The organism is Rhizobium anhuiense, assembly GCF_003985145.1.
Lineage (GTDB): Bacteria > Pseudomonadota > Alphaproteobacteria > Rhizobiales > Rhizobiaceae > Rhizobium > Rhizobium anhuiense.
This window is the reverse complement of record NZ_ML133524.1, coordinates 374,041-396,319: the sequence shown is the minus strand read 5'-3', so window position 1 is coordinate 396,319 and position 22,279 is coordinate 374,041. Positions and strand designations below refer to the sequence as shown.

Annotated in this window: 23 protein-coding genes; 17 read left to right on the top strand and 6 right to left on the bottom strand. The window is 60.5% G+C overall.

Annotated features, from left to right (window positions below; translation table 11 throughout):
• The first annotated feature begins 191 nt into the window (after positions 1–191).
• A complete protein-coding gene (locus tag EEQ99_RS15255; RefSeq protein WP_047616159.1) occupies positions 192–1,136 on the top strand; it encodes a diacylglycerol/lipid kinase family protein in 945 nt (314 codons plus the stop codon).
• Positions 1,137–1,155: 19 nt separating this feature from the next.
• Here the strand turns inward: EEQ99_RS15255 and EEQ99_RS15250 are convergent, their stop codons facing one another.
• Complete coding sequence (locus EEQ99_RS15250) at positions 1,156–2,508, bottom strand: glutamine synthetase family protein (RefSeq protein WP_127430693.1); 1,353 nt, start codon at positions 2,506–2,508, stop codon at positions 1,156–1,158.
• Positions 2,509–2,589: 81 nt separating this feature from the next.
• Here EEQ99_RS15250 and EEQ99_RS15245 point away from each other — a divergent pair, with 81 nt between their 5' ends.
• The gene (locus EEQ99_RS15245; protein ID WP_097631111.1) at positions 2,590–3,957 is read left to right on the top strand and encodes an aspartate aminotransferase family protein; all 1,368 of its coding nucleotides are present in this window, start codon (positions 2,590–2,592) and stop codon (positions 3,955–3,957) included.
• Between the two features lie 6 nt (positions 3,958–3,963).
• Here the strand turns inward: EEQ99_RS15245 and EEQ99_RS15240 are convergent, their stop codons facing one another.
• Positions 3,964–4,212, bottom strand: a complete 249-nt coding sequence (locus EEQ99_RS15240; RefSeq protein ID WP_097631110.1) for a hypothetical protein — start codon at positions 4,210–4,212, stop codon at positions 3,964–3,966.
• Positions 4,209–4,739: an A24 family peptidase gene (locus EEQ99_RS15235; protein ID WP_097542942.1), complete on the bottom strand. Its 531-nt coding sequence runs from the start codon at positions 4,737–4,739 to the stop codon at positions 4,209–4,211. Before EEQ99_RS15235 ends, EEQ99_RS15240 begins: the two co-directional genes overlap by 4 nt.
• Positions 4,740–4,997: 258 nt before the next feature.
• Between EEQ99_RS15235 and EEQ99_RS15230 the strand changes: the two genes are divergently transcribed.
• From EEQ99_RS15230 to EEQ99_RS15165, 14 genes are all read left to right on the top strand, one after another.
• Positions 4,998–5,195: a Flp family type IVb pilin gene (locus EEQ99_RS15230; RefSeq protein WP_097542943.1), complete on the top strand. Its 198-nt coding sequence runs from the start codon at positions 4,998–5,000 to the stop codon at positions 5,193–5,195.
• Positions 5,196–5,294: 99 nt separating this feature from the next.
• Positions 5,295–6,212 carry a Flp pilus assembly protein CpaB gene (gene cpaB, locus EEQ99_RS15225; protein WP_097631109.1) on the top strand — a complete coding sequence of 306 codons (918 nt, stop codon included), beginning with the start codon at positions 5,295–5,297 and terminating at the stop codon, positions 6,210–6,212.
• Positions 6,213–6,267: 55 nt separating this feature from the next.
• Entirely contained in the window at positions 6,268–7,755 is a 1,488-nt protein-coding gene (locus EEQ99_RS15220; RefSeq protein ID WP_047616169.1) for a type II and III secretion system protein family protein, read from the top strand.
• Positions 7,739–8,044, top strand: coding sequence for a hypothetical protein (locus EEQ99_RS15215; protein WP_047616171.1), 306 nt, complete (start codon positions 7,739–7,741; stop codon positions 8,042–8,044). Before EEQ99_RS15220 ends, EEQ99_RS15215 begins: the two co-directional genes overlap by 17 nt.
• 94 nt (positions 8,045–8,138) lie before the next feature.
• Positions 8,139–9,740, top strand: a complete 1,602-nt coding sequence (locus EEQ99_RS15210; protein ID WP_047616173.1) for a TadE/TadG family type IV pilus assembly protein — start codon at positions 8,139–8,141, stop codon at positions 9,738–9,740.
• The gene (locus tag EEQ99_RS15205; RefSeq protein WP_047616175.1) at positions 9,737–10,216 is read left to right on the top strand and encodes a TadE/TadG family type IV pilus assembly protein; all 480 of its coding nucleotides are present in this window, start codon (positions 9,737–9,739) and stop codon (positions 10,214–10,216) included. Before EEQ99_RS15210 ends, EEQ99_RS15205 begins: the two co-directional genes overlap by 4 nt.
• Positions 10,210–10,833 carry a TadE/TadG family type IV pilus assembly protein gene (locus tag EEQ99_RS15200; protein WP_063474210.1) on the top strand — a complete coding sequence of 208 codons (624 nt, stop codon included), beginning with the start codon at positions 10,210–10,212 and terminating at the stop codon, positions 10,831–10,833. Before EEQ99_RS15205 ends, EEQ99_RS15200 begins: the two co-directional genes overlap by 7 nt.
• 28 nt (positions 10,834–10,861) lie before the next feature.
• Positions 10,862–12,004, top strand: coding sequence for a response regulator/pilus assembly protein (locus EEQ99_RS15195; protein ID WP_097631107.1), 1,143 nt, complete (start codon positions 10,862–10,864; stop codon positions 12,002–12,004).
• On the top strand, positions 12,001–12,540 hold the full coding sequence (locus tag EEQ99_RS15190; RefSeq protein WP_063474212.1) for a L,D-transpeptidase: 540 nt from the start codon (positions 12,001–12,003) through the stop codon (positions 12,538–12,540). Before EEQ99_RS15195 ends, EEQ99_RS15190 begins: the two co-directional genes overlap by 4 nt.
• Before the next feature lie 19 nt (positions 12,541–12,559).
• Positions 12,560–14,008 (top strand): TadA family conjugal transfer-associated ATPase, encoded by a 1,449-nt coding sequence (locus tag EEQ99_RS15185; protein ID WP_063474213.1) that lies wholly within the window; start codon positions 12,560–12,562, stop codon positions 14,006–14,008.
• Positions 14,005–14,958, top strand: a complete 954-nt coding sequence (locus EEQ99_RS15180) for a type II secretion system F family protein (RefSeq protein WP_063474214.1) — start codon at positions 14,005–14,007, stop codon at positions 14,956–14,958. The genes EEQ99_RS15185 and EEQ99_RS15180 overlap by 4 nt, the downstream gene beginning before the upstream one ends.
• A 3-nt stretch (positions 14,959–14,961) precedes the next feature.
• A complete protein-coding gene (locus tag EEQ99_RS15175; protein ID WP_047616187.1) occupies positions 14,962–15,906 on the top strand; it encodes a type II secretion system F family protein in 945 nt (314 codons plus the stop codon).
• A 15-nt stretch (positions 15,907–15,921) separates the two neighbouring features.
• A complete protein-coding gene (locus EEQ99_RS15170) occupies positions 15,922–17,226 on the top strand; it encodes an ATP-binding protein (RefSeq protein WP_127430687.1) in 1,305 nt (434 codons plus the stop codon).
• Between the two features lie 60 nt (positions 17,227–17,286).
• Positions 17,287–17,856 carry a hypothetical protein gene (locus tag EEQ99_RS15165; RefSeq protein ID WP_127430686.1) on the top strand — a complete coding sequence of 190 codons (570 nt, stop codon included), beginning with the start codon at positions 17,287–17,289 and terminating at the stop codon, positions 17,854–17,856.
• A gap of 119 nt (positions 17,857–17,975) precedes the next feature.
• Here EEQ99_RS15165 and EEQ99_RS15160 read toward each other — a convergent pair whose 3' ends face one another.
• On the bottom strand, positions 17,976–18,497 hold the full coding sequence (locus EEQ99_RS15160) for a tetratricopeptide repeat protein (RefSeq protein WP_127430692.1): 522 nt from the start codon (positions 18,495–18,497) through the stop codon (positions 17,976–17,978).
• Between the two features lie 258 nt (positions 18,498–18,755).
• Between EEQ99_RS15160 and EEQ99_RS15155 the strand changes: the two genes are divergently transcribed.
• Positions 18,756–19,256, top strand: a complete 501-nt coding sequence (locus tag EEQ99_RS15155) for a hypothetical protein (RefSeq protein ID WP_047616602.1) — start codon at positions 18,756–18,758, stop codon at positions 19,254–19,256.
• Between the two features lie 28 nt (positions 19,257–19,284).
• Here the strand turns inward: EEQ99_RS15155 and EEQ99_RS15150 are convergent, their stop codons facing one another.
• Both EEQ99_RS15150 and EEQ99_RS15145 read right to left on the bottom strand, forming a co-directional pair.
• The gene (locus EEQ99_RS15150; RefSeq protein WP_127430685.1) at positions 19,285–20,769 is read right to left on the bottom strand and encodes an ArnT family glycosyltransferase; all 1,485 of its coding nucleotides are present in this window, start codon (positions 20,767–20,769) and stop codon (positions 19,285–19,287) included.
• Between the two features lies 1 nt (position 20,770).
• Positions 20,771–22,270 carry a glycosyltransferase family 39 protein gene (locus EEQ99_RS15145; protein ID WP_127430684.1) on the bottom strand — a complete coding sequence of 500 codons (1,500 nt, stop codon included), beginning with the start codon at positions 22,268–22,270 and terminating at the stop codon, positions 20,771–20,773.
• Positions 22,271–22,279 lie beyond the last annotated feature (9 nt).

Here is a 22,279-nt window from a genome sequence, read left to right as displayed (position 1 = left end):
CTATCCCTAACGTTCAGGCTGGCGTCGAGTGCATTTTTTGCAGTGCAGCGTCCTGCTATGTGCATACGTCTATTGCAAATTTTGCATTTCTGTCATTTCTGCGGGGAAGCGGTGGCGCTTGAAATCGCCATGATCGCAACCATCTGATGGACAAAGGCAGGATTATCTCCACGCCAGGGACTGGAGCCCTTATGAAGCTTGTAGGCTTTTTCAATCGCGATGGCGGTACCTTCAAGACCACCGACATGCTGGCCTACGAAAAGAGGGCAGAGGCGGCTTTCCGCGAAGCGGGGCACGATTTCGATGCTATCGTCTTCTCCGGAAAAGAAATCATTCCCGCCATGGAGCGAGCGGCCAAGCGCGACGATATCGACGGGATCGTCGCCGGCGGCGGCGATGGCACGATTTCGGCGGCGGCCTCGATCGCCTGGAAAAACGGCATTGCGCTCGGTGTCGTGCCTGCGGGCACGATGAACCTCTTTGCCCGCTCGTTGCGTGTGCCTCTCGACATCTGGCAGGCGCTCGATGTGCTCGCCACCGGCGAGATCGACAATGTCGATATCGCCAGCGCCAACGGCCGGCCCTTCATCCACCAGTTTTCCGCCGGCCTGCATGCCCGCATGGTGCGCTACCGCAACGCTTACAGCTATCGCTCGCGGCTCGGCAAGATCCGGGCGAGCACGAAGGCGGCCTTGGGCGTCGTGTTCAATCCGCCGGAATTCGAGGTCGATTTCGAGGCGGCCGGCATGAGGGAGCGTCGCAGGGTGTCGGCGATTTCAGTCTCCAACAACCCCTTCGGCGAGAATGCGCTGCTCTATGCCGATAATCTCACAAGCGGCGAACTCGGCTTCTACACGGCAAATCCGCTGAAGCCTCTGGGTGTCGCCCGTCTCGCCATCGACATGCTGCGCGGCAAGTTCCGCGAGAATGCCGACGTCATGGTGATGCACCCGGCCGAAGTGCACCTGCATTTCCCGAAACTGCGCTTCAAGGCCAATTGCGTCATGGACGGTGAGTTGCTGCCACTCGAACGCGATGTCTCGATCCGGCTGCATCCGGGCGAATTGAAGGTTCTCGTCAAGCAGGGTCTTGCGGCGCAGGTGCACGCCAGCGAACGCCGCGAGCCCGCCGCGTAAGTCGGCGGCCGCGTAGATTTCAGAGCCGCGGCAGGTAGGTGCGATAGTCGAAATCCGAGACGGTGCGCAGATGCGCCAGCGCTTCCTTGCGTTTGGTGTCGCCATAGAGCGCCTGATACCGGGCGCCGAAGATATCGGCGATGAAGGGCGAGGTGCGGAAGCTTTCGACGGCGCTCAGGAAATCATGCGTCAGCCGTGCCGTATTCGCCGGCATGTGCGACGGCGTCGTCTCTTCGCCGGGGTCGAGTTCGTCGTCGAGACCGGTGAGCATGCCGCCAAGGATCGCCGCGAGCAGCAGATAGGGATTGGCGTCGGCGCCGGCGACGCGATGTTCGATGCGTGCAGCCGGCCCGTCCTTGTCGGGTATGCGGATCGCCGTGCCGCGATGGCCGCTGCCCCAGGTCAGATCGACCGGTGCGAACGAGCCCGGCTGGAACCGACGGTAGGAATTGGCGAAGGGCGCGAAGATCAGATGCGCCTCGCGCATGGTGTTAAGCAGGCCTGCCGTCACCGATTTGAGCCGCTTCGGCTCGCCGCCTTCGGCATCGAGGATGTTGCGGCCTTGGCTGTCGATGATGCTCGCATGCACATGCAGGCCGGAGCCGGCATGTTCGGAATAGGGCTTGGCCATGCAGGTCGATTTCAGCCCGTGCCGGCGCGCCGCCTGCTCGGCGATGCGCTTGAGATAGAGGCAATCGTCGGCGGCTGCCAGCGCATCGGGGCGGTGCAGCAGGTTGACCTCGAACTGGCCCGGGCCGAACTCCGCCGTCGTCGCATCCGCCGGCAGCCCCTGCACCCTCGCATAGGCCCTCAGCGTTTTGAGATAATCGTCGAGCGCGTCGACGGCGCTCATGTCGTAAAGCTGGAAACCGTTCGGCGCGCCGCGATAGGTCAGGCTTTCGGGCGGGGAGGGGCGCCCGGTCTCGCGCCAGTCTCCCGCCATCACGTAGAATTCCAGCTCGGTCGCCACCACTGGCGTCAGGCCGCGCGAGGCATAGCGCTCCAGCACCGAGGCGAGGATGGCGCGCGGGTCCATGAAGCTCGGGCTGCCGTCGAATTCGTGCATGCTGGCGAGCACCTGCATCGAGCCTTCGGGCGCCCAGGGCATCGGCGCCAGGCTGCGCCGGTCGGCAACGAGCATGCCGTCGGGATCGCCGATCGTCAGCGACAGGCCGGTGATGTCGTCATTGTCATCGCCCCAGATGTCGAGCGATTGCGTCGAGGTCGGCAGGCGGATGTCTCCGGACCAGATCTTGCTTTCGGCGCCGATCGGAAGCTGCTTGCCGCGCAGGTCGCCGTTCATGCCGACGATCAGGACCTCGAAACGCGGGTCGCCGCCTTCGGCCGTGCCGTCCATCCTGTCGCTCGCCATGACCTTGAAAATCCTCCGGGACAAGGCCAAGCTCCTAACCCATCGACATCAGCCTTTCAATCCGCGAGGGTCTTTACCACCATGCCCGATACCTACCCACCCTCGAACCTTGCGGCGATCGACGCCGCGCACCACCTGCATCCCTTCGCCGACATGAAGAAGTTGAATGCCGAAGGCACGCGCATCATCCAGCGCGGCGAGGGCGTCCACATCTTCGACAATCACGGCAGGAAATATCTCGACGGCTTCGCCGGCCTCTGGTGCGTCAATATCGGCTATGGCCGCCGGGAGATCACTGACGCCGTCGCCAGGCAGATGAACGAGCTGCCCTATTACAACACCTTCTTCGGCACGACCTCGACGCCCACGACGCTGCTGGCGCAGAAGGTCGCCTCCCATGCCGGCGCCCGTTTCAACCATATCTTCTTCACCGGCTCCGGCTCGGAGGCCAACGACACCTGGTTCCGCATGGCCCGGGTCTACTGGAGCGCCGTCGGCAAGCCGTCGAAGAAGATCGTGATCTCGAGGAAGAACGGCTATCACGGCTCGACCGTCGCCGGCGCCAGCCTCGGCGGCATGAAATACATGCACGAACAGGGCGACCTGCCGATATCAGGCATCGTCCACATCGGCCAGCCCTACTGGTACGGCGAGGGCGGCGATCTCTCGCCCGCCGAATTCGGTCTCAAAGTCGCGCGCGAGCTCGAAGCGAAGATCGACGAGATGGGCGAGGAGAATGTCGCAGCCTTCGTCGCCGAGCCGGTGCAGGGCGCTGCCGGCGTCATTATCCCTCCCGAGACCTACTGGCCGGAGATCGACCGGATCTGCAAGGCGCGCAATATTCTGCTGGTGACCGACGAGGTGATCTGCGGCTTCGGCCGGCTGGGCGCCTGGTTCGGCCATCAGCATTTCGGCGTCGAGCCCGATCTCGCGCCGATCGCCAAGGGGCTTTCCTCCGGTTACCTTCCGATCGGCGGCGTGCTCGTCAGCGACCGCATTGCCGATGTGCTGATCAACGAGGTCGGCGAGTTCAATCACGGCTTCACCTATTCCGGACATCCGGTCTGTGCGGCCGCCGCACTCGAAAACCTGCGTATCATCGAGGAGGAGAGACTGGTCGAACGCGTGCGCGACGATATCGGCCCCTATTTCGGCAAGGCCTGGGCAGCGCTCGCCGAACATGATCTCGTCGGAGAAGCCGTCAGCATCGGCCTGATGGGCGGCCTGCAGCTTGCCGCCGAGAAGAGCACTCGCACCCGTTATGTCAAGCCCGATCAGGTCGGTGCGCTGGTGCGCAACCACGCGCTGGCGAACGGCCTCGTGCTGCGCGCCACCGGCGACCGCATGCTGGCCTCGCCGCCGCTCGTCATCAGCCATGCGGAGGTGGATGAGATGGCAAGGATTACCAAGCTGGCGCTGGACGCGGCCTGGAAGGAACTGAAATCCTGATGCCGTTCAGCCCGGCTGGTTGACCCAGGCATAACCGAAACGGTAGCTGCCGCCGCCACGCCCATGGAAATAGGGCAAGTCGACCACTGAGGGCTCAGGTGCGGCTACGCCGAGATTGCCTACAGCATTGAACCATGGCTGGCGGCGGCGCTTCGCTTCGACCCACCGGTCGAAGATCCGTGGCCGCAGGCGCGCAACATCCTGCTTTGGCGATGGGGCGCTTGCGAGGAAGCGGCTATGCCGATGCCAGGTCACCGCAGCTGCTGTCGGATAATGGGCAGAGCCAAGGTGAGGAGCGCGGCGAAAACCATGACGACGCCATAGGGCACCTTCCGGCTCGCCCGGATTTCCTCCACGCGCATGAAAAAGGCGAGATGTGCGACGGGCAGCGGCACCGGCAGCCGCAGGACCAGGAGCGTCACGACGCCGAGGACGAGGAGCAAAAACGAAAACGGCAGCATTCCGTGCCATCCGATAAAAAGGCCGATCGGCAGGAAAAGCTTGGCGTCTCCTGCGCCAAACAGCCGGAACGCCCAGAGCATCACCCCCAGCATGAACATCAGCAGGCCGGCCCCGACGTCGCCGCCAATTCCGCTCGAAGCAAATAGCGCGGCGCCGACGTCCTGTGAGCCAAGTATCACGGCCACCGTGCGCAATGCATAAAGTACAACAAGCGCGAGCACTATCGTGTTGGGGATCTTCCATGTGCGGAAATCGGTCCAGGCGGCGTAGAGAAAAAGAAATACCGAAAGCGAACTAATGACATCGATTACTTGCAGCATGGTATTCAACCTTTTGGGCTACTATAGTCGGATCTTTAAGTTCCGTTCCAATAAATCCAGACGAGTGTGTCAGTTTTTGCGAATGACGGCCGGACTTTGGTCTTAACCATAAAGTATAGATGCCGAACGCTCACGTATAAAACAATTGACTAAATTAGTCTTAAGAGATTATTAATATTCCCAGTCGAAGGGGCGGTCTCGACGACAAGGTGGCCGGGGGAAGTTACGGCGCACAACTTATCTGGGAGGAAATTCTCGATGAAAGCCTTTGTAAATAGCGTACGCGCTTTCGCGCGGGAAGAAGACGGCGTCGCACTCACGGAATACCTCATTCTGCTCGCCTTGCTGGTTGGCGGCGTGATCGGGGCGGTGACATTGGCCGGCACCAATCTGTCTACCGTTTGGAACGGCTGGGCAGGCTGGTTTACGGCCAAGCTGGCTGTCCCAGCAGCCTGATATTGGCGTTCGAAGAGGCGAGGGGTTTTTGTTAACCCCTCCCTCCTAAATTAGCATCAATGAATGGATGCGTTCCGTCCAGTGTAGCGAGTAACCGCGATGCGTTCTTCAACGATTTTAAGTCTCGTTATTGCGTTTGTCCTCGCAGCAGCAGCAGTTTTCGGCATGCGCGAGTATCTCTCCGATCAGAAGGCCCGGCTGCTGGCGATGAACGGCATGAAGGCCGAGGAACGGACACTCGTTGTCGCCGCCAAGGCGATGCGCTTCGGCGATCGGATCCGATCCGAAAATCTCAGAGCCATTCCGTGGCCCTCGAATGAAACACCTACAGGCTCGTTCGTCAGCATCGAGACGGTCGTCGGCAGCGATGCCCAGCCCCGCTATGCCATGGCGGCGATCGACCCCGGCGAGCCGGTGCTATCGTCGAAAATCACTGGTACCGGCGAACGCGCCACGCTGTCGGCGGCGCTCGACCAGGGTATGAAGGCGGTTTCCATCCGCGTCAACGACGTGCTCGGCGTTGCCGGCTTCGTCAGGCCTTCCGATCGCGTCGACGTGCTTCTGACGCGGGTCGTGCGCGGGCCGGCCGGCAACGATCAGACCTTCGTCGACGTGTTGCTCCAAGGCGTCAAGGTGCTGGCGGTGGACCAGACGGCAGACGAGCGCAAGGACGAGCCATCCGTCGTTAAAACCGTGACCTTTGAGGTCACGACCGATGAGGCGCAGCGCCTTACCCTCGGCTCCAGTATCGGCACGCTCTCGCTGGCGCTTCGCAATATTGCCTCTTCCTCTGTCGAGCAAACCCGACCGATCACCGTCGCCGACCTGGGTGGCGGGGCGATGGCGACGGAGCTCGGCCATGATCTGGAAAAGAATAAGTTGCCAGAAGCTGAAAAACAAGTGCAGATTGTGGAGCCAAAGGTCGAGCCGGTGTTGCCGGTCGAGCCGAAGTGGGTGACAGTGGGGGTCTGGAACACGACGAAGCGCGAGGAGCATCGAGTCGGCCTGATCCAGTGATGTTTATGCGGCCTGCCGCGGCGCGGCCAGCCGAATGAGGGGGGCTAAAGCAGGCATGGCGAACGACAAGAGACGAATCGCAAGGACCAAAAGCCTTGCGGCACTTGCGGCAGTGTTTTCGGCCTGTGTGTGTTTGGGGCCCGGATTTGCCGGCTGCGCCAACGCACAGGAAAAGTCGGTCACCCTCGGCAAATCGGTCCAGCATGTGACGTTGCCTCCGAACGAGACGCTGACGCTCAATACCGGCCAGCCCTTCGGTGATCTCGTCATCGGTAGCGCCGATATGATCGACGTGGTGCCGCTTTCCGATCGATCGCTGTTCATTCGCGGCAAAAAGACCGGCGCCACCAATATCTCGGTCTATGGCGACGACAAATCGCTTCTCGGCGTCATCGACATCCGCGTTGCCAGCGATTTCACCGAAGTCGCCGCCGCCATTCGCTCTGCCGCACCCTCGGCCCGGGTCAGAGTGGTCAACTCCAACGATCGTATTCGCCTGACAGGCATCGTCCGCGACGGCATCGAATTGCAGCGGGTGATGGAAATCGCCCAGTCCTATTCCGAGCAGCCGGTGCTGAACCAGTTGCGCGTCAGCGACAGCCAGCAGGTGATGCTGGAGGTCCGTGTCATCGAAGCCTCGCGTCAGACGGGTCGTGATCTCGGGATCGGTTGGTCCGGGCATGGCAACAACGGCATCGGCAAGGCAACGACCAGCCAGGGTATCACCGTGGACGATAACGGCAACCTGGCCCGTAGCCTCCTTGATCCCAAGGGTGCGGCAACGGGTATGCTGCCCTTCGGCCAGTTGATCGCCAAGGTGCTGGAAATCTCCGGCGGCCGCATCGACGTGGTCATCAATGCGCTCGAGCAGAAGGGATTGGTGCGTCGCCTGGCTCAGCCGAACCTGATCGCCATGAGCGGCTCGACCGCCAGCTTCCATGCCGGCGGTGAAGTGCCGATCCTGAAGACGACGAACAACGGCACGACAGTCGCCACCGAGACGGACTATCGCCCCTTCGGTGTGCGGCTGACCTTCAAGCCGGTGGTGCTTGACGACGGCGTCATCAATCTGGAGATCGAGCCGGAGGTTTCCGAGCTTGATCCGTCGATCAACGTCAACGGCAATCCAGGTTTCATCTCGCGTGCTGCGAGCACCACGGTAGCGCTTCGCGACGGCCAGAGCTTTGCCATGGCGGGCCTGCTGCAGTCGATCAATGCCAAAGACATCCAGCAACTGCCGGGCCTCGGGAAGATACCGATCCTCGGCGCACTGTTCCGTTCGACGAGTTTCCAGAAGAAGGAATCCGACCTCGTCATCGTCGTCACCCCGCACATAGTGCGACCGGCTCGCCCGGGCGAGGACCTCTACAGTCCGCTCGACCAGACGCGTTCGTCCAACGACGTCGAGCTTTTTGCGCTCGGTGTCCTGGAAGTCGACAAGGACATGCTCCGACGCTTTCGCAATGGCGTAGGCGTGACTGGGCCCTATGGCCATCGTCTCGACCTGAATCAGGGAGTCCAAGCCGTTGCTACAAAACGCTAAACGCGTCCTTCTCGTCCTTGCAGCCGCCGGCCTCGCTTCCGGCTGTGCCGACTACATGAACCATCGCGATACGATCACCTTCGGGGCCGGCAACGCCATGGAAGCAAACAAGGCCATCCATACCGAGGACCCGTTCCCGCCGGAAGCTCAGCGAACCCGCATCGCAAGCGACGGCAAGGTAATCCGCAGGGCGGTCACTCAGTATCAGAACGGCGGGGTGGGCGTTATTCAGCCGTCGCCGGCCATGGAGGCCAACGGGGCGTCCAGTGGGGCCACCGTCAGCCAGTAGCTGTTCGAAAGGCATGAACGGCGGCAGCGCGCCGGAAGGGGAAATGCACGAAACAGGGTCGTCACGGCGATAGCGCCGCGATGGGGGTATGCCAATGCTGAGCAGGGTTATCAGACGGTTCTGGAACGATCATCGTGGCTATGTCATCGCCTTGACGCTCATCGCCATGCCGATGCTTCTCGGCTTTTCGCTGCTGATCATCGATGTCGGCCGCAGCAGCAACCTGCACACCGATCTCCAGAACGCGGTCGATGCGATGGCGCTGGCCGGAGCCCGCGAACTCGATGGCCGCGATGATGCCATTTCGAGGGCGCAGACGGCGATCGAGAAAATCGCCAATAGCGCGGCTTTTTCCGGGGGCGGGGCCGGCATGTCGCTTGGCTCGCATATTACCGTGGCCTATGACGCCGGCAACGATGCCGGGAGCACGGTCACCGTGCTTTTTCTGAAGAGCATCCCGGCCAATGACGATACGCCCATCCCGTCTTCGATGGAAACGACAACGGCCAGCGAAGCGTCCTACGCCTGGGTCATTGCCAAGCCGCAGGCGATGCAGACGATCTTTCCGATCCCGGTTGGCTTCACCCGCAGTACGATCAATATCGCTGCCGACGCCGTGGCGGTATACCACGCCAGCGCCTGCGACGTGACGCCGATCTTTATCTGCAATCCGTTCGAGCCGGCGGGCAACACGAGTGAAAGCGCCAGCGAAGTTGCAGCCGCGGCCCTGCACACCAATTTTGCGGCCGGCAATCTCTACGGGCGACAGATCGAGCTTCACAGCACCTCGGCGTCCAATCCCGGTCCCGGCAATTTCGGGTTCCTGCGGACCCCCTTGGGCAATGGTGCGTCCGTGCTGGCGGAGGCTCTCGCCACCGGCAACCCCGGTACCTGCTACACGCAGGACAGCCTCGATACGGAGACCGGCGCAAAGGCGGGGCCAGTCGAGGACGGCGTCAATACGCGCTTCGGTTTTTACTCCTCGTCGTTCAACAAGGCGAACGGCGACTATCGTTACCGACCCGCCCAAAACATACGCTCCGCTCAGTCGATCAGCGGCAAGGGAAAGAACGACTGCGATACTTATGATCCGGTCACGGTCGGAGCCGTTGTCGGCGATGCCACCAAGGCTTTGCCGCTCGGCTACGGAGCGTCCATGACCTCGCTTGCCGGCGGCAAGATCAGCAGCAGCAACAATTGGCAGTACATGACATATTGGAATGTCGCGCAGGGAACGGCCGCGCCCTCGGTGAGCACGGTCCTCGGCAGCCACTCCAGTTATCCGGCGCCGACCGGAACGCCAAGTCAACCCTCCGCTTACGATGTTTATCGTTACGAGCTGGCAAACCCGTCTCTCATCAGCCATGCCTCGGCCAATGGTGAGACCGGGACACCGGCAACCGGCGGCCAGTGCTATACCGGCCCGGACCTTTCGAACTATACGGCGGCCGAATACGGTGATCGCCGCGAGATCTTCTCAGCCATCGTCAATTGCGGCTATGAAGCCTCGGTCGGCCATTTGAACGGCCACAAGGCCACGCGCGCCGTGGCCTTCGCGCGCATGTTCCTGACCAAGCCGGCGATAAAGGATGGCGGCGAACGATACCTTTCCCTGGAGATGATCGACATCACCGGCAAGGGTGGTCGCGGTACGCTCGACGAATTCCTGCGGGAAGAAGCGGAGCTGGTCAGATGATGGCGCTCCGCAACTTTATCCGGCATCGGCTTTGCCTCGGCTTCTGGCGGCGGGAGGAAGGCGCGGTGCTTGCCGAAGCGCTACTCGCCATTCCCTTTGTGACGCTCTTTGCGGCGGGGATACTGGAGTTTGGCAGCATCTTCTGGGAGCGGATGCAGATCGACGCAGGCTTGCGCGATGCGGGGCGTTACCTTTCGCGATGCCGGCCGGTGTCGGGAACCTATGTGCCGACATGCAATCAGGCGACTGCGAAGACGATCGCCTTTTACGGAACGCAAACACCTGCGGCAGGCGCCATACCCCGTGTCCCCGGCTGGAAGGATGCTGCCGACATCACCATCACTGCACCCGATGCAGACGGGAACATCACCATTTCCACTGCTCATCTCTACGAGACCTCGCCGGTGTTCGGCTTTCTCGGAATCGACGCCATCACGATCACTTCCTTCCATGAAGAGAGGTACATCGGATGGTGACCTCTAGGGCGATCAAGACCTTCTGGCAGGATAGCAGCGGCGCCAGCCTTGTCGAAGCATTGCTGACTTTTCCGATCGTTATGCTGGTATTCGCCGCCTTCATCGAGTTCGGCTATGCCATGTCGCAGTGGAACCAGACCGTCAAGGCACTGCAATATGGTGCCCGTCTGGCGGCCGTATCCGATCCGGTGACGACGAATTTCAATGCCGTTTTCCCGATTGAAGCTGCCGATCCACTCAACAACGGCAAAGCGGCGCCGAACGATGCCACGATATCCTCGACCTGCGGGCCGGCTCTGGCGAACTGCACGGCGGCATTGAACCGGATCGTCCTGGGAAGCGACGGCGTTTGCAACGCGGGAACTGATCCTCACCCCGGCATTTGCGACCTCAATTGGCGCATCACGCCGGATAAGCTGATGGTCACCTACCAGCGATCGGGGCTCGGCTATTGGGGCCGGCCGGACGGGCCCGTGCTGACGATGCGGCTGGAGGTGCGCGATATCACCTTCGATCTGCCGATCCTCGGCGGGCTGCTGGGACTGAACGACATCACCGTCCCGGCCCACCCGGTGACGATCACGACGGAAGATCTAAAGACGTGCTCAACCTGCTGACTCCTTAAATTATGCGTAGGAAAGCGAAATGACAGCTCACATGAACATTGCCGCATCCACCAAGATCCTGGTTCTGTCCGACGACGCGGCTGCTGCGAGCTTCATGCTCGATACGTTCGGGTCGCTTTCGCGTTACGATGTCCGCCATCTCTCGCTGAAGGCGCTCGGAGAAAAGGGCCGCTTCGATCCGGCGCAATTCGACCTGATCGTTCTCGACGTCGACAACGGGACATTGCTGCACCAGCCGGAGCTTTTCGCGTTTCGCACCAGCTATCGGGACATTCCGCTCGTCGTCGTTTCCGAAGACCTGGCGGACGACATGCTGCGGCTGCTCTTCCGCCTAAACGGCAATGACTGGCTGAAGAAGCCGCTCGATCGCCGCGCACTGATCGACATGATTTCGACCCACGCGCCGGGCACCGGGGCCAGCGACAGCCGGGTGCATGCCGTGGTCTCGGCCGTCGGTGGCGCGGGCGCCAGCATGATTGCTTCGTCGCTTGCGCATGTGCTGGCCCAGCCGACCAAGAATTCCACGCCGCGGATCGACTTGTTCGACACGGATTTTTGCTCCGGGGCGCTTGGCTATTATCTCAACCTTGTCAACGACTACGACTTGAAGCCGGTCATCGCCAATCCTTCCCGGGTCGATCTGGAATTCATCGATCTGGTCCGAAAGCGTCATTCGGGCGGCTTTTCACTGCTGTCCTTCAAGCAGCCATCAGTCCTTCTGGCGCCAAAGGGCCGTGAACTCGTGCTGCGTATGCTCGACGTGGCCGCCTTCGAGAGCGACCACACGATCATCGACGTTCCCTATTACGACACGCCGTGGAAATACGAGGTGCTCACGTCGGTCAACAGCATCTGCATCGTCACTGAAATGACGGTCCCTGCGCTTTCTCAAGCCAAGGATTTGTTTGCCAATCTGGTACGGCTGCGCGGTAGTTCGGATCAGATATTCATCGTCATCAACAAATACCGCAGCAAGCTTTTCGGCCTCGGCCTGCGCCGACAACAAACGGAGAAGATCTTCAAGGAGATCCCGACGCATGTCATTGCGGATGACTGGGATACTCTGAGCGAGGCAGTCAACCGCGGCGTGCTGCCATTTCAAGTGAATTCCCGGGCGCGCTTCTGCGGCGCGGTCGGTAAGCTTGGAGCACTGGTGCGATGAAGGCGATCGTCGGCCTTGCAGTTTTGGCAATTCTGGCCGCTGTCGGCGACGCCGCGGCAGGCGGGCTTGTGCCGCGAAGCCTTGGGCCGACGACAAGCGCCGTGGTGACGATCGAAAAAAGCTACGCGGCTGGGACGATCGTCATCGTCAGCGGCAATCGTACGCTGGATCTCGTCATCTCCGAAGGACGCGCGATCCGTTACAAAATCGGAGTCGGACGAGACGGATTTCGCTGGAGCGGTACCGTCAAGGTTGGACGCAAGGCAGAGTGGCCTGACTGGCGCCCGCCTGCCGAGATGAAGGCGCGCGCGGCCGGACTTCCGGACCTTGTGCCGGCTGGGCCGCTCAATCCATTGGGTGCCCGCGGGATCTATCTCTACAAGGGCGGGACCGACACGCTCTATCGCATTCATGGAACGAACGAGCAGTCGACGGTCGGCGGTTTCGCGTCATCGGGCTGTTTTCGCATGAGCAATGCCGACGTCATCGATCTCTATGCGAGGGTGAAAGTCGGTTCCACGGTCATTGTAAAATAAGAGTTCGGGGATGGGAAACATGGCGAACGGTATCATCGGGCGTTTCTATAAGCAGCGGGAGCCGGAAAGCCGCGAAGATCTGGAGGCGGCCGAACTGTCTTTGGTCGGCGCCGTTGAGAACATGCCTGCCCAACCGGCCTCCAACAGCGCCACTGCGAGCGGCGAAGAGGCTTCGCTGGGGCCGGACATGGTTTCCGAGCGGGTCAATCTGCACCGCTACCTGCTCGATCGCATCAACCTCGGGATCCTCGACACGCTCGACAACGAGGAGATCGCGACCGAGATCCGGCCGTTGGTCAAGGACTATATCCGGAACAACAACTTTCCGCTGAATGCCAAGGAAATCAATGATCTGATCCGCGATATCACCGACGAGATGCTGGGGCTGGGACCGATCGAGCCGCTGCTGGCCGATGATACAATCGCAGATATTCTCATCAACGGCTACAACAGCGTCTATGTCGAGCGGAGCGGCAAGCTGGAAGGCACCGCCGTGCGTTTCAAAGACGAGGACCACCTGCTTCGGGTGATCAACAAGATCGTCTCGGCGGTCGGCCGCCGTGTCGACGAGTCAACGCCGATGGTTGACGCCCGCCTCAAGGATGGCTCGCGTGTCAACGTCGCCATCCGGCCGATCTCTGTCGATGGACCGCTCGTTTCCATTCGCAAATTCACGCGCAAGCCGCTGACAATGGAGCGCCTGGTGCAATATGGCGCCATGGCCGATGCGATGCGCGTCCTGCTCAGCGCCGCGGTCAAGGGCAAGGTGTCCATGGTCATTTCAGGCGGCACCGGTTCTGGCAAGACCACCTTGCTGAACGCGCTCTCGTCGCAGATTTCTCCAAAGGAGCGCCTGATCACCATCGAGGATGCGGCCGAGCTTCAACTGCAGCAGCCACATGTCGGGCGTCTGGAAACCCGGCCGCCGACGCTCGACGGGCGCAACGAGATCCGGCAACGCGAGCTTTTGAAAAACGCCCTGCGCATGCGTCCCGACCGCATCATCGTCGGCGAAGTACGCGGCGACGAGGCGTTCGACATGCTGCAGGCGATGAATACCGGTCACGAGGGGTCGATGACGACCATTCACGCCAACACGCCGCGCGACGCCGTCGGTCGGCTTGAGCAGATGGTCGGCATGGCAGGGATGCCGATGTCGCAGTTGAGCATTCGCTCGCAGATCTCGTCCGCGATCACCATGATCGTGCAGGTCCAGCGCCTGAGCGACGGCAGCCGCAAGATCGTCTCGATTTCCGAGATCACCGGCATGGAGGGCGAAGTCGTGCAGATGCAGGAGATCATGAAATTCAAGAAAATCGGCACCGACGAAGGCGGACGGATCCATGGAGAATTCCGCGCCACCGGCATCCGGCCGCGGTTCGTCGAGGAATTTGCCGAACTCGGGATCGAGATCCCTTTGACGATTTTTGATCCCGGCAAACCGCTGCAGACAGGACCTGTTCAATGACCCTGACGCTCCTTTACGCCGCCGTTTTCACCGCCGCCCTTGTTGCTGTCGAAGCGATCATGCGCAGCTACTTCAAGAGCTCCGAACGACACCGGGCCGTGAACCATCGGCTGAGCTTGCTCGAGGTCAGCGATGATCATCGCAAGACCTATAGCGATATGCTGAAGGAGCGCGGTGCCGGAGGCGGTTGGCGGCAAACCCCCATCACGCAGCGGCTGCTGCAGTTCTACGCCCAATCCGGTATCAAGTTCGATGCCAGGCGATTTGCTCTCTTCGCGATCGCGGGCGCCCTTTTGACGTGGTTGGCCGTGGGATTCCTCGTGCCGAACCCTCTGTTTCGGATCCCCGTCTTTCTCCTGATCTGCCTCCTCATCCCTGTACTCGTCGTCTGGCGCACCCGGGCGCGCCGCATGCGGAAATTCGAACTGAAGCTTCCTGAAGCGCTCGATGTCGCCAATCGCAGCTTGGCCGCCGGCCACCCGCTGCCGGCGGCGATTTCTTTGGTGGCACGCGAGATGCCTGATCCGATCGGCACCGAGTTCGGCCTCCTCTCGGATGAGCTCACCTACGGCGTGACGTTGGACGATGCCCTTGTCAACTTGGCGAACCGGGTCGGCGTCGAGGATCTGAACCTGCTTGCGATATCGCTGAGCGTGCAGGCCGGAACCGGTGGAAACCTCGTGGAGATCCTGCAGAACCTTTCGAAGACGCTGCGTGACCGGATGATGCTGAAGGCAAAGGTCAAGGCGATTTCGTCGGAAGGACGCATCACGGCGATCTTCATGTCGGCCTATCCGTTTCTGCTCTACGCGATGATCAAGGCGTTGTCGCCGACCTACTTCGATCCCCTCTGGGATAGCGGCCACGGAACCATGGTGGTGAGCGTGCTGCTGGCCGTCATGGCGATCGGGAATGTCATTCTCTACAAGATGGTCAACTTCGAGTACTGAGTCATGTCGAGTGAGTATGGAATTTATCTCATCGTCTTCTTTGCAGTGCTGATCTTTTCCGCAGCAGCATCGGAATTGTTTTTTCGACAGCGCGAGGTCTCGGTCCGGGTGTCGAAGAGCTCGGTGGCATCAGGCGACGAGTTCCACCTTGGCGATACGACGATTGCCGATCTCGGCGAGGCGGAAAACCGTCTGATCCGTCGCTATTTCGAGATTACGCGACGTGACACCAATGTGAACTCCACCCAGAACCGGCTGATCCGGGCGGGGTATTTCGCTGCCGGTGCCGTGACCACCTTCCAGGTGGTTCGCGCGGTGGTCTGTATCAGCATGCTCGTCGCAGCGGTCTGGGCCCTAAACCGGTTCGCGCCTGATATGTCGCAGATAGTGATGCTCATCCTTGGCATGTTTGCTGCGGGCGCGACCTTTATTCTGGTCAACATCTATATTGACCGGCGTGGTGCCGCCAAAGAGAGGGAGTACCGGCGCCTCTTTCCCGATTTCATGGATATGCTGATCGTCTGCCTTGATGCGGGGATGAGCATCGAGGCGGCGGCGAACCGCGTTGCCCGGGAATTCGTTGCCAAGCAGCAGGACTTCGGCCTGCATCTCTCGATCATGATGCTGGAAGTGCGAGGCGGCCGGCGATTGCGTGAGGCGCTCGCCAACCTTGCCGTCCGCCTGAGGATCGACGAGGCCCGGGCCCTTTCCGTTCTGTTCCGCCAATCGGAGGAACTCGGGACCAGCGTAACGCAGACATTGCGGGTCTACTGCAAGGAAATGCGCGACCTCCGTGTTGTTCGCGCGGAGGAAAAGGCAAACGCCCTGCCGGTCAAAATGCTGCTGCCGCTCGGCGCATTCCTTTTTCCGGTAAGCCTGGTCATCGTTCTTGTACCCGTTGTTATGCGTGTCGTCAGTCTTCTCATCGGCATGAAACCCGGCGGTTGAGCCAAGCGAGGTCGTATGCAGTATTCGCTCGAACAGAATCGTAACGAGGCCATCATTACCCTCGATCCGCGTATGCCCATGGCACCGGCAAGCATAGAACAAGCCGGACTGGATCCGTCGTTCCTGCTTCGGCTGGCGGCAAAATGCGCGGCCGAGCAGGATACGACCACGGTATCTCATCTGGCTGACCGCATGAAATTGCCGAAAGTGATCGTCAATATCCTGATCAAGGAGCTCGTGAAACTCGCATACCTTGAAGCTCGCGGCTTGGCTGGTGAGGATGTGCGATCCGATATTCGATATGCTCTTTCCATGAAGGGGCTCGAATATGCCCACGCGGCGTCGCGTCAAAGCCAATATGTCGGGCCGGCGCCGGTGTCGCTCGACGCGTTCTGCCGGCAAGTCGGTTTGCAGTCCATCCATTACGAGCGCGTGACCCCGGAGCGGCTGAACGACAGCCTTGACGGGCTGGTGCTCTCGCACACCCTGGTCGAAAAGCTCGGCCCGGCCATCAACTCCGGTCGCTCTATCCTGCTTTACGGCCCCCCCGGCAACGGAAAGACGAGCATCGCCGAGCGGACGTCGCAACTGTTTCGCCAAACGATCTGGGTGCCCTATGCCATCGAGGTCGGCGGCCATGTCATCAGTTTCTATGACGAAGCGGTGCATCACCCCGTATCGCAGGCTGACACGGAATCTCATCCGAAAGCGGATCAACGATGGATCGAATGCCGCCGTCCGGTGATCAAGACGGGCGGGGAATTGACCCTCGATCAGCTCGATCTTACCTTCAACGAAGGACCGAATGTCTATGAAGCGCCCATACACTTAAAGGCGTCCGGAGGTGTTTTCATCATCGACGACTTCGGACGCCAACAAGTGGCGCCGCAGGCGCTCATCAATCGCTGGATTGTGCCGCTCGAGCGCGGATATGACTTCCTGACGCTGCACACCGGCAAGAAGTTCAGGGTTCCCTTTGACGAGCTGGTGGTGTTTTCGACGAATATCGCACCGAAGGACCTTTCCGACGAGGCGGGCTTGCGGCGACTCAAGTACAAGATCTTTGTGAACACGCCGTCGCGCGACGAATATATCAGAATTTTCAAATCCTATGCCAGCAGCACCGGATTGGCTGTCTGTGATCCAGACCTGAACCTGTTCTACGATCGCAAGTACAAAGGCGATGTGCCGGCGTCTTGCTATCATCCGAAATATCTTCTGGATTTCGTCGGTTCTTACTGTGATTTCAATGGCATAGATAGAAATGCATCGCTCGAAATGCTCGAACGGGCATGGGAAGGCGTGTTTACATCGGAATGATTGCGCACTTGCCGCCGATCGCGGCCAGGTAGATTTGATGACTTACGGGGGAGTAAACGAATGACCAGCATTCCGAGTATCGAGGTCGAAGCAGAACGCCCAAAACCAGGCAATTTGCGAACAGTAGAGCAGAGGGGCTCAAAAAGCCCGCTGCTCATCGGTTTGCTCCTGATGCTCCTGCCGGTGAATGCCGGCGTTCTCATCTATACCGCCAAAAACTCGGCGGATGTTCGCGAGAGCCGCGAGACCATCGCCGCGCTGAAAAGGTCCATCGACGGCCTGAAAGGACAGATGGAAAAGCAGTCGCGCAAGATCGACGACAATGCCAAGGCCGACGACGTCGCGCTGATCCGCCAGGGGATGGATAGCCTGCAAAAGGCTGTTTTGTCGATGAACGAACGAATGCGCGGCGACACCAGCCTCACACGCATGGGGTCAGCTTTGGTCCTCAGTGCACCCGGCAAGGAACCAGCACAATTATTCGCACCCCGTGCCATGCCGGCGGAAACTCAAACTCCGAATAGCACTCTTGCATCCATCGAAGCCGGAGGCATTTCCGTGAGTGACCTGCCACGCTACGAACGGACACTCTCGCCGGAAGGCCAACTCATACTTCGCAAGGCGCGGTAAACAACGACGCCACCGAAATCTCCAAAGCAATCGCCGGACGCTGCCAGGGGACGGCGCCGATGCGCGCAATGCGGCAAGGGCGCTCCAATCTCGACGCAGATTGCCGATCGCCGAAGGGCCTATCCCCGCTGTGCGTAATTCACGCTGTTCTTCATCAATTCGAGATTACGGGCAGTGACTTCGTTTCCGGGATCAAGCTCATAGGCTTTCAGGAAATACCGTCTGGCAGTGCGCAAGTCACCGCGCAACAGGTGGGAATATCCAATATTGTTGTAGTAGACCGGGGTGTTGCCGATCATGCGCGAGAGTTGCTGGTAGGCGCGGTCGGAGGTGTCGAAGCGGGCAACCATGTCGGCGGAGGCTGCCAAGCCTAGCCAAGCGGCCGGATCCTGCGGAAAAACGTCAACTGCTCGCTTGTAAATGGCGTAAGATTTTCCGTAGTTCTTTTCCTGAAACTGCAGTTTGCCGGTGGTTATCAACTCGTCGTTCTTATAGAAGGCGACGGCTGAGTCATCCTCGAGGGTCTTTGCACTATCGCCATAAGCAGCCAGACCATCGCTGGATGACTGGCAACCAGCTAAAATCGCTCCGGTCGCTATCAAAAGCGCGATGCATTTCGTTCCAACTCTGATCTGCAACATTGGCAATTTGATCCCCATCAGACATTCTTACCTAAGACTCGGATGTGTTCACCCGAGATCATCGTGAAAAAAAGCTAACAACTCAAGAATTTAAGCATATACTCACAAAAAAGCGAGAGAGGCGGTCTTCGCCGGAATGCGACAGTGTGATAAAAATGCCTACTATCCAAGGTAGGCATCATCTGCCTCGTGACTCCTGAGTAGAAATCAAATCGACGTCGCCTATCCTGCTCGTCAGGTCAACGGATGGAACGCCGCATGTGGATCGCGATTTTCACGCTGATGCGACTTGGGCCATCGCTGGCTTACGCGATAGCATCAATCTTCGTACTCAGCATACCGCTCCTGGAAAGCCACCCCTCAAGTGCCTCCGCCTGGTGGCTTTACATGACAATACTTCCGGTCATGCGCGAGCCCATCTATCTGCTTTTGGCGGTACCCGGCATTGGAATTTGGAGCGCCACGGTCCTGTTGATGCTTGCATCGATTTTCGGGGTCAGAGTGGCCATGCAGCCACAAAGGCACCCCCGTTCAGGCTTCATCCATGCCCATATCGCGCTGATCGCGACCGGTCTGCCTATGGGGCGGGGAGCCGTTGCGCAAGCCGGCCTTTCCGAGTTTGCGCTGCCTCAATTTCAACGAGGCGACTGGTCGTTCCTGCCGCTATCCCAACCGCTTGGGACCTTCCTTTTCATATCCGTGTTTTTGGCTTGCATTTGCTGCCATTTGACAGTGATCAAGCGTGCAATATCGGCGTGATAGAAAAGGGTCAAGATCCTGATTTCGTTCAGCCCGGCTGGTTGACCCAGGCATAACCAAAACGATAGCGGTCGTCGCCGCGCTGATAGAAATAGGGCTTGTCGATCACCAATGCCTCAGGCGTGGATGCGCCAAGATTGGTCTGTAGCCATTGCGCCATATCAGGCGGCAGTGCTTCGCTGCCGTCCTTGGGGAGGAGCCACACCAGGAGAAGCGGTCGCCGGCCGGAGAGATCCGGGCTGAAACCGGGATAATCCACCGAGAGGACCGGCACGCCGGGAATATCCTGCCTGAGATTGCCGGCGAGCAGACTGTCGCCGGCAAGGATCGCCGCCGGTTCGGCCTGCTGGCGCAGGGTTTCCAGCATCGGGGCATAAGGCCTGTTCAGCCGCTCGTAATGGCCGGTGAAGCGTGCGGCCGCGACGCTGCCGTAAAGGGCCGCCGGTACGCCGATCATGATGATGGCGACGACAGCCATGAAACGCCGGAATGCCTTGGCGGTCGTGACACCTGCGGCCTCGATCTTCAGGCAGACATAGAGCGGCAAGATGAAGAGCATTGGCACCAGCCAGCGATCCTTGATGCCGGCAGCACCCCCGAAGACGATCAGAAGCAGAATGCCGATGAGGAAGACCAGCATCATCCGCTCGAGCAACTGCGTCCATTGCGAGCCGGAGCCGAGCGCCGGACGAAGGCTTTTGCCGAAGATGATGGCGAATATCGCCACGGTCAATCCGGCAAAGCTGATGACGGCGAGGGCGAGCGAGCTGACGCCCATCGCCACCTGCGCAAGATAGCTCGCATGGCCGCTGGCGGTCATCTTCTCCAGGGTGCGTGCGGTGGCGAAATCGAGATTGTCCTTCAGCCAGAACAGATGCGGCAGGATGATGATGAGCGCCACCACTGCCGTCAGCACCAGTCGCCTATCGAAGATCCGTGGCCGCAGACGCGCATCCGCCAGTGCGGCGATGAGGGCTGCCGCCGGCAGGATCGCAAAATTATATTTGGCAAGCAGGCCGAAACCGATGCCGACGCCTGCTATCAGATAGGAGGCAAGACTAGGCTGTTTCAGGCTGCGGATGAAGCCGTAGAAGAAGATGCTGGCCGAGAAGAACACGGCAACCGTATGCGTCAGGTCGCGCTGCATCTCGAAAACCATCTGCGGGATGGTGAGCAGGCCGAGCGTGGCGACCGCCACCAGCGCCTTGTCGCGCAGGACAAGCCGCGCTGTCAGGCCGTAGAGCAGGTAGGAAATGAACAGCAGAAGATTCTTGACCACCGAAAGGGCGGCAAGCGAGACGCCTGTCAATTGGAAGACGGTGTATTGCAGCCAATTGTAGAAGGGCGGCTGCGGGCCGTAGCCGGCGGCAAGCCATTGCGACCGGAAGACCTGTTCGGCCTCGTCGAGATCGAGCGAATGCGAGGTTGCGAGCCGTACGCCGACCTGAAGCATGAAATAGGCGGCCAGCAGGGCGAAAATCCAACTGATGTCGCGACGATTGGTTTCGGTCATCCTATCTGGTCTCCGGCCGAACCCAGCCATAACCGAGCGCGAAATTGTCGCCCGGTCGGCCGAAATAATAGGGAAGCGACAGCGAGCCGATCTCCTGCGGTGCGATGCCCGCCGCCATCAGCGCCGATGAAAACCGCTCCGGCATGACGGCATCCGCAGCCGTCGCCGTCTTCTTGCCGCGCCAGACGATCAGCACCGGCCCCTTGGCCTCGGCATAGGCCGGAATGCCCGGTGCCGGAAAATCCGGGATCACCACCGGGACGTCGGGAAGCTGCAGCCGCATGTTGCCGCCGATATAGGGATCGGAAGCGATCACCAGCGCCGGTTCAGCCTGTCGCGTCATATCGCGCGAAAAACCCGCCATCGGCACATTCGGCCTGCTGTAGATGCCGATCAGCCCGGCGCCGACGACACGGAAACCGAGCGCGATCAGCACGCAGGCCATCAGCACCGGCAGCACCGGCCGGAAGCGGCGCAGCCCGGCGGAAAGGTCGAGGTCGGCAGCCTGCATCTTCGCCAGGAAATAGAGCGGCAGCACCAGCAGGAACGGGTCGAGCCAGCGTTCGCGCACGGTGGTTGAGCCGGTGAACAGCACGATCAAAGCGATGCCGGCAAGACTTGCGAGCATCATCCGCTCCATCATCCCGGTCCAGCGGTTTCCGGCCGAAAGCGCCCAGACGAAATCCCGGCGGAAGGTGACGGCGAAGATTGCGACCGGCAGCGCCGCAAAGGCGATGATGGCGACGAGAAAGGCGAGAAGGCCTTTGCCGATCCGTACAATGCCGGCCGGTTCGCTGCCGGCGGCCATCTTGACCAGAGTGTCGGAGGAGGCGAATGCCAGATTGCCCTGCAGCCAGATCGCGTGCGGCAGGACGATGACGAGCGCAACGGCGACTGCGGCCAGCATGCGCCAGTCGAGCGCCCTGCGCCGCCATTCGGCATCGGGCAGGATGGCGATCAAGGCGGCGACGGGCATCAGCGCGAAATTATACTTCGAGATCAGTCCGATGCCGGTCGCCAGCCCGAGCACGAGATAGCTGCCGATATCGGGTCGGTCGAGCGTGCGGATGAAGCCGTAGAGAAACAGCGAACTGGCAAAGAGCAGCGCCGTCGTGTGGGTGAGATCCTGCTGGGCCATGTAGGAGACCTGGGGCAGGGTGATCAGCGCCAGCATGGCGACGGCGGCAAGCGCCTGGTCCTTCAGCACGCGCCGCCCGGCAAGGCCATAGAAGAGATAGGATAGGAACAAGAGGATGTTCTTCGGGACAATAAGCGCGCCGATCGACATGCCCGTCACCGAAACGACGGCATATTGCATCCAGTTGTAGAAGGGCGGCTGCGGGCCGTAGCCGGCCAGCAGATATTGCGAGAAGAAGGATTGCTCGGCCTCGTCGAGCTCCAGCGAATGCGGAAGCACGATGCGAAGCACGATGTTGAGCACGAAATAGGCTGCAAGCAGCAGGCCCGCGGTCTTGATCGTCCTCGTTGCGCGCTCCAGCATCGGGCTGCC